The following is a 13,381-nucleotide window of genomic DNA, read 5'->3' as shown; positions in this document are numbered from 1 at the left end:
TTTTATTTATTAGTATTAGTTTTATTAGATAATAACTTTTTAATTTTCATTTGTAGATTATTGTTCTTCTTATAAAAGAAGAAAATACCTACAATCAATAAAATTGTCAATAATGGTTGTATAATCACAAACAAATAGATGTTCACTGCTTCATAAGTAGTTCCAAAAGAATCTGCTAATAAATACAAGCCTTCTACTGCAAGGTCAAAACATCTATGTAATAGATTTTGTTCCATTAGCATTGTGTTTCTAATTGTTTAATAAAGCGCTTTTTCTCTCTGTATTGTACATATTTAACTACAAAAAGTAGCAAAAGAGCAATATCTACCATAGGCATTAGAAAAATAAAGACAATAGCATTCACTTCTTTATAGGTAAACCCTGTAAAATTTGCCAATGATTGCATTACTTCACAACACCAATTGAACAATACTTCCATTAATCAGTAATCATTAATCATTAACTACGGTTCCTACATTTTCCCCTGCTACTACTTTAGCGAGATTGCCTTTTTTGTTCATATCAAATACAATAATAGGCAAATGGTTCTCTTGGCTAAGTGTAAAAGCCGTCATATCCATTACTTTAAGGTTTTTATCAATACACTCATTAAAAGAGATATGATCAAACTTTACTGCCTTAGGGTCTTTTTCAGGGTCAGCAGTATAGATACCATCTACGCGAGTACCTTTGAGTATTACATCAGCATTGATTTCAATAGCGCGAAGTACGGCTGCCGAGTCAGTTGTAAAGTAAGGATTACCAGTTCCTGCCCCGAAGATAACTACACGTCCTTTCTCTAAGTGGCGTACAGCACGACGCTTGATAAAAGGCTCTGCGATGGCTTCCATCTTAATAGCTGTTTGCAAACGAGTGAAAATACCTTCATCTTCCAACGCACTTTGTAGAGCGAGCGAGTTGATAACAGTAGCAAGCATTCCCATATAGTCGCCTTGCACCCTGTCCATACCATTGCTGGCTCCTGCTACCCCACGAAAGATATTCCCGCCACCAATCACGATAGCTACTTCTACTCCTTGTTTTACTACCTCTTTTATCTCGGTAGCGTATTCTTTTAATCGAGCAGGGTCAATACCGTACTGGCGACTCCCCATAAGGGCTTCCCCGCTGAGTTTAAGTAAAATTCTTTTATATTTCATTTCAATTGATAATTGACTTAATTCACTAATTTTGAGGGCAAAAATAAAGAAAATAGAAGTATTACACAAATTATTTTAAGGATTTATAGAACACTTTGTCAAAGACTTAGATCTTTAATAAAGCATCTATAAGTCGAAAACAACTGATAATCATTCAATTGTTATAATTTTATCTGGGGTTGCTATATGTGTAAGACGAACATCAGTAGGAAGGGAAATAGACGAAAAATTTTCTTCAGGTAAAAAAAATGAAAGCCCTATTTTAAGAGTTTCTGGGAGGCATTCTGCTAAAAATCGGTCATAGTAGCCTCCTCCGTAACCTATACGATTACCATAGAGGTCACAAGTGAGAAGGGGGACAAACACTACTTCTATTTTATGTGCAGAAATAGCAATTCCATCTTTAGGTTCTGGCACTCCCCAACTATTTGTTTGTAAAAGAGTATCTTTGGCAAATGGTATAGAAGTAAGAGTTCGCTTTTCAGAGTTCATTTTTGGCACCACTACTTGTTTGTTTTTCTCATAAAGAAGTTGTAGAATAGGGGTTGTATCAACCTCATTGAGTTTTTTAATAGATAGGAATAGGTGATAACAATTATACCCCCATATATCGCATATTGAAAGTTGCTGAGCAATTTGTAGGCTCATCATTTCTCGCTCAGCTACCGATAAGGCTGTGCGTTTTTGTTTGTAGAGTTGCCGTAATTCTTTCTTGGTCATTTGATTAAAAGGGATTGTATTTCGGTAATGTCTCCATTGAAAACATTGAAGTCTATCTTCACTTTAGCCCCTGCAGTAATGCCATTTTCAGTAAATTGCCACATCTTCCAAGTAAATACCGAGGTAGGCACCGATACATTGTTGTAGTTAGCTACCCAAAGATGATAACTCTTAAAAGTAGGGTACAAATAATCTTCATAAAAACTGATATAAGTATAAAGTATAGGTTTGCGTTTGTAGCGTTTTTCAACGAGGTCTAACCACGTTTGTATATCTTTAAGGAACTGTTCTTTTGTTTTTTTCTTAGGCAACTGTTCTACATCTAATATAGGCAGGAAATCACCCTTTTCAAGCGTAGTGTTTTTGAGGTAAGATTGAGCTTGTAACACAGGATCTTCATCGGGACGATAGTAGTGATAAGCTCCTCGTATCAGTTGATGTTTTTTAGCTTCCTTCCAAAAGTGAATGAAGTTTTTATCGGTAGCTTCGTTGCCCATTGTCGCCCTAAAAATAGTAAATTGCAAGGGGTAACGAACTGTTTTGTTTTTGATGTAAAGACTATCCCATTGTATTTCATCGCGCTCCTGATAATGAGAAAGGTCAATACCGAATACTTTATCGTAATACAAGCTCACTATGCGTTCAATACGCGCACTCTCGTAAGTAGAATTCATTTTACGAGAAGTGAGTTTATTGAGGATTTTTTGGTAAAGGGCTGGATAATAGTTTCTAATATAAAAAGCACCTCCTACCCCCAACAACAAAAGACACGCTAAAAATACACTTAAGTATTTGAAAGCGTTAGACTTTTTTCTTCTGAGGGCACGAGGTGCCTTTCTTTGTTTTTTTCTCATTTATATGATAGAGAGGTTATTATTTTATAGGAGTTTTAGGTAAGGTTACCTCTCCAGGGTCTTTCCAAAGACCATCTTTAATAGCGCGTTTTTTAGCAGCTTCAGCACGTTTTTCGCTATCGGGGTGTGAACTCATCATTTTCTGAAATTTGCTTCGAGTGTCACCCCCTGAAAGTAAAGCCATTTTTTTGAATGCAGTGTAAACTGCTACTACGTTATAACCGTGTTTTTTCATAAAGTTATAAGCGTATTCATCAGCTTGTGATTCTTGCTTTTTACTATGTTTGGCATCAAGCATAGCATTAGCCATCTCTCCAAGTTCGGTGTCGCTCAAAGCTCTCACTGCTCCTGAAGCTGCTCCTGCAGCATCTTGGGCTGCTGCACGCATATAAGCCGATTTAATAGCATCTTTAGTATCTTCATTTTTCACGTGACCTATTTCGTGACCAATGATTGCCAAAAGTTCATCATCAGTCATCAAATCCATCAATGAAGAGAATACACGCACACTACCATCAGCACAAGCAAAAGCGTTGATATCAATCACGTGATACACTTTGTAGTTAAGGTTGAGTCCATCTTCGCTCTTGTGCTTGCCAAAAAGGCGATTTAAACGCTTGGTATAAGGACTTTTACTATCGGTTACTGGATTGTGCTTATCCATCCATTCTACCGATTCTTTCGAAAGTTTTTTAGCATCTTCGTTGCTAAAAGCAAGTGCTTGAGCGCCTTTAGAAACAGCGCTTGCAGCCTTTCCTAAATTAATTTTCTGAGCTTGGCAAAAACCAAATACTCCTACGCATAACGCAGTTAAGATAATTTTTTTCATCGAAAAATTCTTTTTAATTAATGCGACAAATGTAATACTTTTTTAATACACTACAAAATGTTTCTCATTTTTTTATTTTTTTAATCCCCTCTTTTTTACTAATTTTGCCGCAAAATTTGAAAAAATGCTTATCATAGGAATTACAGGCGGTACTGGTTGTGGTAAAACTACCGTTGTTAATCAAATAATTAAAGAACTTTCTGGCGAAGAAGTGACCGTTATCTCACAAGATTCTTACTATAAAGACTTGAGTCATTTATCGTTTGCCGATCGCACTAAAATAAATTTTGATCACCCCAATTCTATAGATTTTGAATTGCTAAAAGAACACCTTTTGGCTCTCAAAGAAGGTAAATCTATTAAAAGTCCTACCTATTCGTTTGTAGAACACAACCGCACTCCCGAAACTGTTTTGGTAAACCCTACAAAAGTGGTAATTGTAGAAGGCATTCTCATTTTCTCCCACCCTGATATTCGCCAATTATTCGATATTAAAATTTTTGTTCATGCCGACTCCGATGAGCGACTTATCCGCCGTATCAAACGCGACATTACTGAACGTGGTAGAGATGTGAGCGAAGTACTTAACCGCTACCAAACGACCCTTAAACCTATGCACCTCGAATTTATAGAACCTGCTAAAGAATTTGCCGATATAATTATCCCTAACAATCGTCGCAATACTGTAGCTATAGAAATCCTTAAAACTCTTGTTCACAATCGTATTTTTCAACAATAATGAAAAAAACAGCTAATTTTTCGTCTATTTTCAAAGGATACAAAAAATACCTCGTCGTAGGGGGGGTATTTACTATCTATATGCTTTTTTTTGACAATGCTTCCTTTTTGGTACATCGGAATATGAACAGTGAATTAGACAAACTCACACGACAAAAACAATTCTTGCAAAAAGAAATTGAAAGAGATAAAAAAGAATTAGAAGCCCTCTATACTGATGAAGGTAAAGAAAAATTAGGACGTGAAGTGTATTATTTAAAACATGACGATGAAGAAGTTTTCATCATTGAATATGACACCATTAATTAGGTGTTAGAAATTAGTACAATAATTCTATCTGTTTGAGAGAAAATTTTTTAATTACCTCTTCAGTTGCTACTATCAACTCTCCCATAGAAGTAACACCTTTTATAATTCCCATAAAATGTATTCCTTCAGGCAACCTAAAAGTTGATATTTTTTCTAAACGAAATAAATACTTTCTGTATACATTATATATCTCCTCAAAGGAAATTTTCTCTATTACTCTTAATTCTTTCTCTAAATTACTAACAATGCGCTTCATTAGCTGTTCTATATCTAAATCCTTCTTGACAATATTTTTCAATGAAGAAGCTTTAGGCAAGCCTTCAAACTCTATTTGATTCACATTCAACCCTATACCTATGACACTCTTAGCTATTTGTTGCCCTTGTAATACATTTTCTATCAGTATTCCTCCTATTTTTTTATTATTAATTAAAATATCATTAGGCCATTTGATGCAAGGCTTTTCAGTGAATAAATGTTCTCTTAAAACATCTTCTACTACCCTCACCACAGCTATAACAACCGACATATTTAGCAAAAAAGCGTGCTGTAACAATAGCTTTTTAGGGATAAAAAGCGTACTAAAAGTAAGATTTTGATAAGGCTCTGTTTGCCATTTTGCCCCATACTGTCCTACCCCTGCCGTTTGTTGGGGCGTCCACACGGTGAGAAAGTTAGGTAAAGAGGTTTCAGAATGTACGAGCTCTTTAAGATAGCGATTTGTAGAATCTATAGTTTTTAATTTGATAATATTCATAGCGCAAAAGTATAAATAATTTGTCAATTTATCAATTTGTTTATTAGTAAATTAAAAAAATATTACTACTTTTGTCCTCTCTATAATTTTTTAAAATGAAAACACCTATTTCTTACTATACTTTACAAGGTAATCTCTCTAACAAAACACTTGTATTTCTTCACGGTTTCTTAGAAGATAGTACTGTGTGGAATGCACTTTCTAAATCGCTTTCTGATACTTATAAAATATTATGTATAGACCTTTTAGGACACGGAAAAACCCCTACTATTGCCCCCGTACACACTATGGAAATGATGGCTGATGAAGTAAAAGCTGTTTTAGACTATGAGAACATTTCTAAATGTATCTTAGTAGGACACTCTATGGGAGGCTATGTTGCACTTGCTTTTGCTGAGCGTTTCCAACAAAATATTGAAGGTTTAGTATTACTCAACTCTACTCCCCTACCCGACTCTGAAGAAAAAAAAGCCAATCGCGACCGTGTATTGAAAGTTATTGAAAAAGAAAAAGAACTATTTGTACGTACAGCTGTTACTAATTTGTTTAGCGAAAAAAACCGCACTACAATGACAGTTGCTCTACAACAACTCATCAACATTGGTATCACAACACCTAATGAGGGGATTGTAGCCGCTTCTTTAGGAATGAAAGAGCGCCCCGATCGTACCTCAGTACTTCAACATCTTTCAGCTAAAAAACTCTTCATCTTAGGAAAAGAAGACACTTTAATTCCTTACCAAGAAATGACAGTTTTAGGCGAATCTATAGGAATGCAAAGTGCTGTATTAGAGGGCGGACATCTGGTATATATTGAAAACGAAGCAGCTACCATAGAGGTATTGCGTAACTTTATGAAACAAATATGAGAAAATACTTATTATTGATAGGATTATTGACTGTAGCTTGTAACGATCCTTCACCTAAAACAACTACTACACAAAGTAGTACAACAACTTCAAAAGACACTACAACAACTGTTGCAGAAGAAAAGTTAGCTCCTGTAGAAACACTCACTACTGATAATGTAATCCCATTTCTCAATCAATATGAGAAAGAAAACAAAGAGCGTTTTGTACGCATCATTACCGATTATGGGAATATCGATATTGAATTGTTTAATGAAACTCCCTACCATCGTGCTAACTTTATCTTTCTCACCAAACAAAAATATTTTGACGGCACTGTTTTTCACCGAGTGGTAAAAAATTTTATTATACAAGGAGGCAATTCCGAAACGTGGGAAATAAGTCGCCGAAGAGCTACCATAGGGTCTTATTTATTACCTCCCGACACCAAAAAAGGTTTCAAACACCATCGTGGCATTGTTTCTATGCCCAGTAGCGACATCGACAATCCTCACCAATTCGCTTCACCCTACGAGTTTTTTATCGTCGTACAAAAACCCGGTGCTTATCATTTAGACGGTAATTATACAGCTTTTGGCAAAGTAATAGCAGGTATGAATGTGGTAGATAAAATCAATCAAGTACCTACCGAAGGTAAAGATGATTGGCCTACTAAAGATATCAAAATGAAAGTAATAATCCTTAATAAATAAACAAATGAAATACTATATTATCGCTGGAGAAGCATCGGGCGACTTGCACGCTGCTAACTTAATGAAAGCCCTTTTAGCTAAAGACCCTCATGCAAACTTTCGATTTTGGGGGGGCGATCGTATGCAAAACGTGGGAGGTACCCTCGTAAAGCACTACAAAGATCTTGCCTTTATGGGTTTTTTAGAGGTATTGCTTAACTTGCGCACTATCCTCAAAAACATTAGTTTTTGTAAGAAAGACATCTCTGAATTTAAACCCGATATACTCATTTTTATAGATTATCCTGGGTTCAATATGCGTATTGCCAAATGGGCTAAACAGCAAGGCATCCCTACTCATTACTATATATCTCCTCAAATATGGGCGTGGAAAGAAAATCGCATCAAAGCCATCAAACGCGATGTAGATGCTATGTACGTGATTTTGCCTTTTGAAAAAGACTTCTATGAAAAGGAACATCAATACCGTGTACATTTTGTAGGACATCCCCTCCTTGATGCCATTGCTCAACGACAAGAAGTAGATGAGGTTACTTTTAAAGCTGAAAACGGCTTAGACCATCGTCCTATTATAGCCTTACTACCTGGCAGTAGGAAACAAGAAATTGCTAAAATGCTAAAGATAATGCTCTCTATAGTAGACGACTATCACCAATATCAATTCGTAATTGCAGGCGCTCCTTCTATTGACTATCACTTTTACCAACGCTTCATCAAAGAGGAAAACGTACATTTTGTAAGCGGAAAAACCTACGATTTATTGTCAATTTCGTATGCTGCTTTGGTAACTAGTGGTACAGCTACCCTAGAAACAGCCTTATTAAATATCCCCGAAGTAGTATGTTACAAAGGAAATTGGATTTCTTATCACATCGCTAAACGTATTATCAAACTAAAATATATCTCATTAGTAAATCTCATTATGGATAAACCAGTTGTAACCGAACTCATTCAAGGAGATCTTACTAAAAAGAACCTGAAGATAGAATTAGATAAACTCTCTACCTATCGCCACCGGTATGAAGTATTTAAAGACTATGTTCAACTTAGAGAGAAATTAGGAGGTGAAGGTGCTAGTGAAAAAACAGCATCACTCATACTAAAACAACAACAATGAATTCCTTATCACAAAAATTCAATGCCGCTAATAAAGTGATTATATTCACACTAATAGCTTTTGGTATCACCCAAGGTTTAGTATATGGAGGAATATTCTCTCAATCACAACTGAACCAATGGTTATGTGTACCTCAACAACTACCCTTATTTTTAGAACGACCTTGGACGCTGCTTAGCTATGCTTTTTATCACGTGAGTATAGAACATTTATTTTGGAATATGTTTTTTTTGTTCTTCTCTGGACACGTATTTTTCCGTCTTTTCAAAACAAAAACTTTCATAAGCGTTTATTTTTTCAGTTTGATAGGAGGAGGTATTGCATTTTTATTATGGGGTTATATCACTCCCGAAATAGCGAACAACAATGCCTTATTAGGTGCTTCGGCAGCTGTTATAGGTCTTTTGTTCTTCGTGGTTACTATTTTTCCCTCATATAAAATATATGTCTTTAGTTTTAGAATCCGATTATTGTTTTTCCTTCTCGCCCTTATATTATTTGATTGTATAGATATTTCTAATAATTTTGGAGGAAAAATAGCCCATTTTGGAGGAATTTTAAGCGGAATATTAGTCGGTTTTAGCTATAAACACCTCTTTTCTCCCAAGAAAAGCCCCAATACTCTTTCTCCACCTTCTATTATAGAACCTCAAACGTCTCATATATCCGAAAACCAAAGAATTAAACAACACCAAATTCAAAAATTATTCAACAAAATTAATACCAGTGGCTATGATAGCCTTACCGATGAAGAAAAAAAATATCTTTTTCAAGCTACTAAAGAAAATGAGTAATCGTATGTTAAAAAATATCTATAAAAGTTAATTAATGTTAATATTTTACATTGACTATTTATTTAACATGCTTTTAACTTTTTAGATTAGATAGTTTTTGTACTTTTGCCACCAGTAGTTGAATGATTTTTTTGATTTATGACGATGAGAAAACTTTTATTATTAACCCTTATCTTTACCTTAGTAGGCTGTAAAAAACAACCTACAAACAGTACCTTTTTTACAGGTTTCTTTCCAAACTCTAAAGATTCATTAGTGGTTTTATATGCTAATGATACTCCTATTGACACCACCTTCCTGAACAAAGATAAGAACTTTACTTTCTCTTTAAATATCAAAGAAAGTAAATTGTATAATTTTGAAATAGGAGGAAAATATCAATATGTATTTTTAGAACCTTTGGATAGTTTAGTGGTTTATGCTAATACTTTGCGCTTTGAGGAGAGTATTTCTTTTTCAGGAAAAGGATCGGCTATCAATAACTTTTTGCTTTCACAGCTAAGTAACATCGATATCCAAAGTGATGAATTGAAAAAATATCATTCCCTCCCCCCTATAACATATAAAGAAAAAATTGATTCCATTTTGATAATAAAGAAAAAAGAGTGTGATAATTTTATAAAAAATCATCCTTATCTCTCTGAAAAAGCTAAAAATATAGCCTTAGTGAGCAGTATATTCCCTCTCTATAAAGAGATTGAAATATATCCATTTATATATCAAGATAAGAATAAAAATCTTACAAACCACCTTTTACCCTCTGATTTCTACAACTATAGGAAACAAATTGACTATAATAACTCCTTTTTAGAATACTACTGACCTTATTATAGCTATATGGTAATGTATGTGAATAACTTAGCCTTTACAAAGTACACTCACAACAATAGTACCTTAGTAGATCTAAACCGAGAGTTAGGTTTCCACTTAGAGAAAATTAAAATTATTGATAGCTTGTTTGACAAAGGAAGTTTGAGAGATAATCTATATCGAAATGCCGCTTATGCTTATATCTTTAACATTCAAGAACATGCTCAATATCAAGATTATTTTGATAAATTTGCAAAGTATAATAAGGATAATGAACACAAAGCTGAATTAGATAAAGTGTTTAAAAATGTAATCGCTTTGCAAGCTGGACAAATCCCCCCCGATTTCGATTTGATAGACACCAAAGGCTCTCTCACTAAGTTTTCAGCAATACAAAAACCCGAAGTAACCATATACTACTTTTGGTCAGTAAACCAAAGAGAACTCTCTAACTTGATTTTTAATAGAATCGCTCAACTGAAAAGTCTATTCCCTAATGTAAAATTCGTTGGTATTGATATAGGGCAAGATAAAAACCAATGGCGCAAGAGAATTTCTGAAAATCAATGGACAGACCAATATCACTCCATCAACTTTATGGATTTGTCTCAGAAATTCCTTATCAACAATATCAATAAATCAGTAATTATAGATAAAAACGGGCGTATCATATCAGCTTTTGAAGATATATTCAGCCCTAACTTAGAAAAAATTTTATTGTATAAAGCATCTTAAATTTATGTCTGACCAAATTGTCAATTTCATTATGTATTGTATCCCTGCGCTTATTGTAGGGGCTATTGCTTTCTATTTCTTTAGAATGCACATTCAAAACGAGGATAGAAAACGTTTTTTCTTACTACAACAAGAAAACCAAAAATACGCTTTACCTATCCGTTTGCAAGCTTATGAGCGTATGACACTCTTCTTGGAACGCATTGCTCCTCAACAACTCTTTTTGCGCATCCCTCCCCACAACTTTTCTAAACAAGAGTACGAAATACTTCTCGTGAATTCTATAGATGAAGAGTTTGAACACAATTTGGCACAGCAAATATATTTAAGCGGACAATTGTGGCAAATCATCAGAACAGCTAAAATAGCTACTATTCACATAATTCGGAAAGCTGCTCATAATGATGAACTAAAAGATTCACAAGCAATGGTAGAGGGTATATTTAAAGAGTTTGCCGAAAAAGCAACTCCATCAGCTAATGCATTAAGCCACTTAAAAGAAGAAGTAAAACAATTTTTAAGATAAAATTGTCACATAATTAAACGTTATAGAATTAGCCAAAGTTTTTTTTACTTTGGCTATTTTTCTTACAAATCAACTAATTGACTAATTGACAAATTATCTAATTGGCTAATTTCAAACCAATGAATATCTTTATTCTTACGAAACCAAGTGTATTGTCGCTTTGCAAAACGCCGTGTATTTTTCTTAATTTCTTCGATAGCAAAATCTAAAGATATTTTTCCTTCAAAAAAATCAAATAATTCTCTATATCCCACTGTTTGTAAGGCATTGAGTTCCTTATAAGGGAAAAGCCTTTGAGCCTCTATCAATAATCCATTTTCAAGCATTAGTTCTACTCGATCGTTGATGCGATTATACACGACTTCTCGTTCGGCAGTAAGTCCAATAGTGATATTTGTAAAATCTCTAAGAGTTTCCTTTCTATTTAAAAAAGATGAATAAGGTTTACCTGATGCTATACACACTTCCAAAGCTCGCATCATTCGTTGTGGATTTTGAATATCCATTCGTCCGTATTGAATTGGATCTAAATCCTTGAGTTTTGTTTGCAAATAGGCAATTCCTTGTGTTTGATAGTGTGCATCCAATTCTTTTCTAATTTCAGTAGAAACTTCAGGAAAATCATCTAATCCATAAAGCACCGCATCAGCATAAAGTCCACTTCCTCCCACCATTATCACTACATCGTGTTGTCGGAAAAGCTCAGTGAGCAAAGTAATAGTATCACGTTCAAAATCGCCCACTGAGTAGGGGTCAAATATCGATTTGTGTTGTATAAAATGATGTTTCACTTGGGCTAATTCTTCAGCTGAAGGAACAGCAGTACCTATGCTCATCTCTTTGAAAAACTGACGAGAATCACAAGAAATAATTTCTGTACCAAAGTATAAAGCTAAGTTTATCGCCAAACTCGTTTTGCCTATGGCTGTAGGCCCTATTATAGTGAGAAGTGTTTTCTTATTTTTTATCGGCATCTGTTATAGGTTCATTCAGTGGTGAGCCACATTGGTTACAATATTTTGCTTCAGGAGGATTTTGAAAGTTACAGTGTTTGCAGCGTCGACGCTGGGTTTTCATTTTGGTATATTCAGCAGTAACAATACCTGTGGGCACTGCAATGATACCATACCCCAGAATCATTATAAGCGAAGCTAACATTTGTCCTAAGGTAGTTGCAGGAGCTATATCGCCATAGCCTACGGTAGTCATTGTAACAATACACCAATAAATACTACGAGGAATACTTGTAAAACCATTTTCGCGCCCTTCTATCACATACATCAGTGACCCCAAAAGCACACATATCACCGATACAAAATAGATAAAAATAATAATCTTATTTCTACTAGTACGCAATGCCATTTTCAATTCTTCGCCTTGGTTCATAAAGCTCACCAAATCTAAAATACGAAAAATTCTAAGCAAACGCAATGCACGTGTTACCGATATAGCCTTAGCTCCTGGAGTAATGAACGACAAGTACATAGGTAATATAGAAATCAAATCAATAATACCATAAAGGCTAAAAATATAACGATAAGGTTTTTTGTTAGTAATAATTCTTAAAACATATTCCATTGAGAAGAAAACAGTAATCACCCACTCCATAAACACGAGTACCCCGTGCAAGTGTTCATTTACTCCTTGCACCGTTTCAAGCATTACCATTATCACACTGATAACAATCAGAGCCAATAACACTAAGTCAAACAACTTGCCTAAAGGTGTGTTAGTGCCATAAATAATGATATAAGCTTTCCGTTTGAAAAGTTCGTATTTAGCGTTGAAAATCTTTTTATCCATACTATTGCTCGGTAAGCCAATCACGGAAAGAATAAAAGTTTTGTGGTGATACACCGTGTCCTATAGGAAATTCTTCGTACTTGTATTTAATACCAAGATTCTTTAAAAATTCGGGAGTTTGTCGTGCCCATTCCACTGGAATCACTTGATCGCTCGCACCGTGTGATACATAAAAACGAGTAGCTGAGTGATTCTCACGTGCATAACCTTCCTTTAAAATCTCTTTATTCACATATCCACTAAGCGCAATTACATTGCGTATTTTCTTAGGATAGGAAAGTGCTATTGCCATACTAAGTATACTTCCTTGACTAAAACCTAATAATGTAATATTCTTGTTATCTAAATCATATAGCTTGCAAAGCTCTTCTATACATTGCATAATAAGGTCGCGTGAAGCTATTGCTTGTTCATTATCACTAAAATTTTCTTGTTCAGTATCAAAATTAATCATATACCAAGCATAGCCAAAAGTTACCAAATGATAAGGTGCTCTAAAAGAGATAATCATATATTCAGCTGGTAGAGCATCGGCAAAAGAAAAAAGATCTTCTTCATTGCTTCCATAGCCGTGTAACATAAAGATTACAGGCGGACGTTTAGTCCTCACTTGAGGTTCTCTAACAATATATTCTAATGGGATTTTTTTGTTGTTGCTCATTTTAATT

17 protein-coding genes and 1 pseudogene are annotated in these 13,381 nt (G+C 34.7%); 8 read left to right on the top strand and 10 right to left on the bottom strand.

Annotated features, from left to right (window positions below; translation table 11 throughout):
* Positions 1-2: 2 nt before the first annotated feature.
* From HMPREF9073_RS09920 to HMPREF9073_RS09895, 6 genes are all read right to left on the bottom strand, one after another.
* Positions 3-236, bottom strand: coding sequence for a hypothetical protein (locus tag HMPREF9073_RS09920; RefSeq protein ID WP_002678670.1), 234 nt, complete (start codon positions 234-236; stop codon positions 3-5).
* Positions 236-439 carry a hypothetical protein gene (locus tag HMPREF9073_RS09915; protein WP_009413605.1) on the bottom strand — a complete coding sequence of 68 codons (204 nt, stop codon included), beginning with the start codon at positions 437-439 and terminating at the stop codon, positions 236-238. The genes HMPREF9073_RS09920 and HMPREF9073_RS09915 overlap by 1 nt, the downstream gene beginning before the upstream one ends.
* 13 nt (positions 440-452) lie before the next feature.
* Positions 453-1,160 carry a UMP kinase gene (gene pyrH / locus HMPREF9073_RS09910; protein WP_009413604.1) on the bottom strand — a complete coding sequence of 236 codons (708 nt, stop codon included), beginning with the start codon at positions 1,158-1,160 and terminating at the stop codon, positions 453-455.
* Positions 1,161-1,310: 150 nt separating this feature from the next.
* Positions 1,311-1,880 (bottom strand): 5-formyltetrahydrofolate cyclo-ligase, encoded by a 570-nt coding sequence (locus HMPREF9073_RS09905; protein ID WP_009413603.1) that lies wholly within the window; start codon positions 1,878-1,880, stop codon positions 1,311-1,313.
* Positions 1,877-2,734 carry a GH25 family lysozyme gene (locus HMPREF9073_RS09900; RefSeq protein ID WP_009413602.1) on the bottom strand — a complete coding sequence of 286 codons (858 nt, stop codon included), beginning with the start codon at positions 2,732-2,734 and terminating at the stop codon, positions 1,877-1,879. Before HMPREF9073_RS09900 ends, HMPREF9073_RS09905 begins: the two co-directional genes overlap by 4 nt.
* Positions 2,735-2,753: 19 nt before the next feature.
* Positions 2,754-3,563 (bottom strand): M48 family metallopeptidase, encoded by an 810-nt coding sequence (locus tag HMPREF9073_RS09895; protein ID WP_009413601.1) that lies wholly within the window; start codon positions 3,561-3,563, stop codon positions 2,754-2,756.
* A gap of 124 nt (positions 3,564-3,687) precedes the next feature.
* Here HMPREF9073_RS09895 and udk point away from each other — a divergent pair, with 124 nt between their 5' ends.
* Both udk and HMPREF9073_RS09885 read left to right on the top strand, forming a co-directional pair.
* A complete protein-coding gene (gene udk, locus HMPREF9073_RS09890) occupies positions 3,688-4,302 on the top strand; it encodes a uridine kinase (protein WP_009413600.1) in 615 nt (204 codons plus the stop codon).
* Positions 4,302-4,610, top strand: a complete 309-nt coding sequence (locus HMPREF9073_RS09885) for a hypothetical protein (RefSeq protein ID WP_009413599.1) — start codon at positions 4,302-4,304, stop codon at positions 4,608-4,610. Before udk ends, HMPREF9073_RS09885 begins: the two co-directional genes overlap by 1 nt.
* Positions 4,611-4,620: 10 nt before the next feature.
* Here HMPREF9073_RS09885 and HMPREF9073_RS09880 read toward each other — a convergent pair whose 3' ends face one another.
* The gene (locus HMPREF9073_RS09880) at positions 4,621-5,367 is read right to left on the bottom strand and encodes a biotin--[acetyl-CoA-carboxylase] ligase (protein WP_009413598.1); all 747 of its coding nucleotides are present in this window, start codon (positions 5,365-5,367) and stop codon (positions 4,621-4,623) included.
* A 95-nt stretch (positions 5,368-5,462) separates the two neighbouring features.
* Here HMPREF9073_RS09880 and HMPREF9073_RS09875 point away from each other — a divergent pair, with 95 nt between their 5' ends.
* From HMPREF9073_RS09875 to HMPREF9073_RS09850, 6 genes and pseudogenes are all read left to right on the top strand, one after another.
* Positions 5,463-6,236: an alpha/beta fold hydrolase gene (locus HMPREF9073_RS09875; protein WP_009413597.1), complete on the top strand. Its 774-nt coding sequence runs from the start codon at positions 5,463-5,465 to the stop codon at positions 6,234-6,236.
* Positions 6,233-6,928, top strand: coding sequence for a peptidylprolyl isomerase (locus HMPREF9073_RS09870; RefSeq protein ID WP_009413596.1), 696 nt, complete (start codon positions 6,233-6,235; stop codon positions 6,926-6,928). Before HMPREF9073_RS09875 ends, HMPREF9073_RS09870 begins: the two co-directional genes overlap by 4 nt.
* Before the next feature lie 4 nt (positions 6,929-6,932).
* Positions 6,933-8,045, top strand: a complete 1,113-nt coding sequence (gene lpxB, locus HMPREF9073_RS09865; RefSeq protein ID WP_009413595.1) for a lipid-A-disaccharide synthase — start codon at positions 6,933-6,935, stop codon at positions 8,043-8,045.
* Positions 8,042-8,839 (top strand): rhomboid family intramembrane serine protease, encoded by a 798-nt coding sequence (locus HMPREF9073_RS09860; protein ID WP_009413594.1) that lies wholly within the window; start codon positions 8,042-8,044, stop codon positions 8,837-8,839. The genes lpxB and HMPREF9073_RS09860 overlap by 4 nt, the downstream gene beginning before the upstream one ends.
* A 138-nt stretch (positions 8,840-8,977) precedes the next feature.
* Positions 8,978-10,384 (top strand): annotated as a pseudogene (locus HMPREF9073_RS16585) (thioredoxin-like domain-containing protein).
* 4 nt (positions 10,385-10,388) lie between these two features.
* Positions 10,389-10,910 carry a hypothetical protein gene (locus tag HMPREF9073_RS09850; protein ID WP_009413591.1) on the top strand — a complete coding sequence of 174 codons (522 nt, stop codon included), beginning with the start codon at positions 10,389-10,391 and terminating at the stop codon, positions 10,908-10,910.
* A gap of 62 nt (positions 10,911-10,972) precedes the next feature.
* Here HMPREF9073_RS09850 and miaA read toward each other — a convergent pair whose 3' ends face one another.
* The 3 genes from miaA to HMPREF9073_RS09835 are packed head-to-tail and all read right to left on the bottom strand — an operon-like array spanning position 10,973 to position 13,374.
* A complete protein-coding gene (miaA, locus tag HMPREF9073_RS09845; RefSeq protein WP_009413590.1) occupies positions 10,973-11,884 on the bottom strand; it encodes a tRNA (adenosine(37)-N6)-dimethylallyltransferase MiaA in 912 nt (303 codons plus the stop codon).
* A complete protein-coding gene (locus tag HMPREF9073_RS09840; RefSeq protein ID WP_009413589.1) occupies positions 11,868-12,713 on the bottom strand; it encodes an ion transporter in 846 nt (281 codons plus the stop codon). Before HMPREF9073_RS09840 ends, miaA begins: the two co-directional genes overlap by 17 nt.
* A gap of 1 nt (position 12,714) precedes the next feature.
* A complete protein-coding gene (locus tag HMPREF9073_RS09835) occupies positions 12,715-13,374 on the bottom strand; it encodes an alpha/beta hydrolase (RefSeq protein ID WP_009413588.1) in 660 nt (219 codons plus the stop codon).
* Between the last annotated feature and the right edge of the window lie 7 nt (positions 13,375-13,381).

Origin of the sequence: Capnocytophaga sp. oral taxon 326 str. F0382 (assembly GCF_000318295.1) — a bacterium.
Taxonomy (GTDB): Bacteria; Bacteroidota; Bacteroidia; order Flavobacteriales; family Flavobacteriaceae; genus Capnocytophaga; species Capnocytophaga periodontitidis.
The sequence above is the reverse complement of the archived record's forward strand: the minus strand, read 5'-3'. Positions and strand labels throughout refer to the sequence as shown.

Excerpts from the sequence above, each read along its gene's own strand:
- HMPREF9073_RS09920 (WP_002678670.1), bottom strand. The coding sequence starts at position 236 with ATGGAACAAAATCTATTACATAGATGTTTTGACCTTGCAGTAGAAGGC.
- HMPREF9073_RS09915 (WP_009413605.1), bottom strand. The coding sequence starts at position 439 with ATGGAAGTATTGTTCAATTGGTGTTGTGAAGTAATGCAATCATTGGCA.
- pyrH (WP_009413604.1), bottom strand. The coding sequence starts at position 1,160 with ATGAAATATAAAAGAATTTTACTTAAACTCAGCGGGGAAGCCCTTATG.
- HMPREF9073_RS09905 (WP_009413603.1), bottom strand. The coding sequence starts at position 1,880 with ATGACCAAGAAAGAATTACGGCAACTCTACAAACAAAAACGCACAGCC.
- HMPREF9073_RS09900 (WP_009413602.1), bottom strand. The coding sequence starts at position 2,734 with ATGAGAAAAAAACAAAGAAAGGCACCTCGTGCCCTCAGAAGAAAAAAG.
- HMPREF9073_RS09895 (WP_009413601.1), bottom strand. The coding sequence starts at position 3,563 with ATGAAAAAAATTATCTTAACTGCGTTATGCGTAGGAGTATTTGGTTTT.
- udk (WP_009413600.1), top strand. The coding sequence starts at position 3,688 with ATGCTTATCATAGGAATTACAGGCGGTACTGGTTGTGGTAAAACTACC.
- HMPREF9073_RS09885 (WP_009413599.1), top strand. The coding sequence starts at position 4,302 with ATGAAAAAAACAGCTAATTTTTCGTCTATTTTCAAAGGATACAAAAAA.
- HMPREF9073_RS09880 (WP_009413598.1), bottom strand. The coding sequence starts at position 5,367 with ATGAATATTATCAAATTAAAAACTATAGATTCTACAAATCGCTATCTT.
- HMPREF9073_RS09875 (WP_009413597.1), top strand. The coding sequence starts at position 5,463 with ATGAAAACACCTATTTCTTACTATACTTTACAAGGTAATCTCTCTAAC.
- HMPREF9073_RS09870 (WP_009413596.1), top strand. The coding sequence starts at position 6,233 with ATGAGAAAATACTTATTATTGATAGGATTATTGACTGTAGCTTGTAAC.
- lpxB (WP_009413595.1), top strand. The coding sequence starts at position 6,933 with ATGAAATACTATATTATCGCTGGAGAAGCATCGGGCGACTTGCACGCT.
- HMPREF9073_RS09860 (WP_009413594.1), top strand. The coding sequence starts at position 8,042 with ATGAATTCCTTATCACAAAAATTCAATGCCGCTAATAAAGTGATTATA.
- HMPREF9073_RS09850 (WP_009413591.1), top strand. The coding sequence starts at position 10,389 with ATGTCTGACCAAATTGTCAATTTCATTATGTATTGTATCCCTGCGCTT.
- miaA (WP_009413590.1), bottom strand. The coding sequence starts at position 11,884 with ATGCCGATAAAAAATAAGAAAACACTTCTCACTATAATAGGGCCTACA.
- HMPREF9073_RS09840 (WP_009413589.1), bottom strand. The coding sequence starts at position 12,713 with ATGGATAAAAAGATTTTCAACGCTAAATACGAACTTTTCAAACGGAAA.
- HMPREF9073_RS09835 (WP_009413588.1), bottom strand. The coding sequence starts at position 13,374 with ATGAGCAACAACAAAAAAATCCCATTAGAATATATTGTTAGAGAACCT.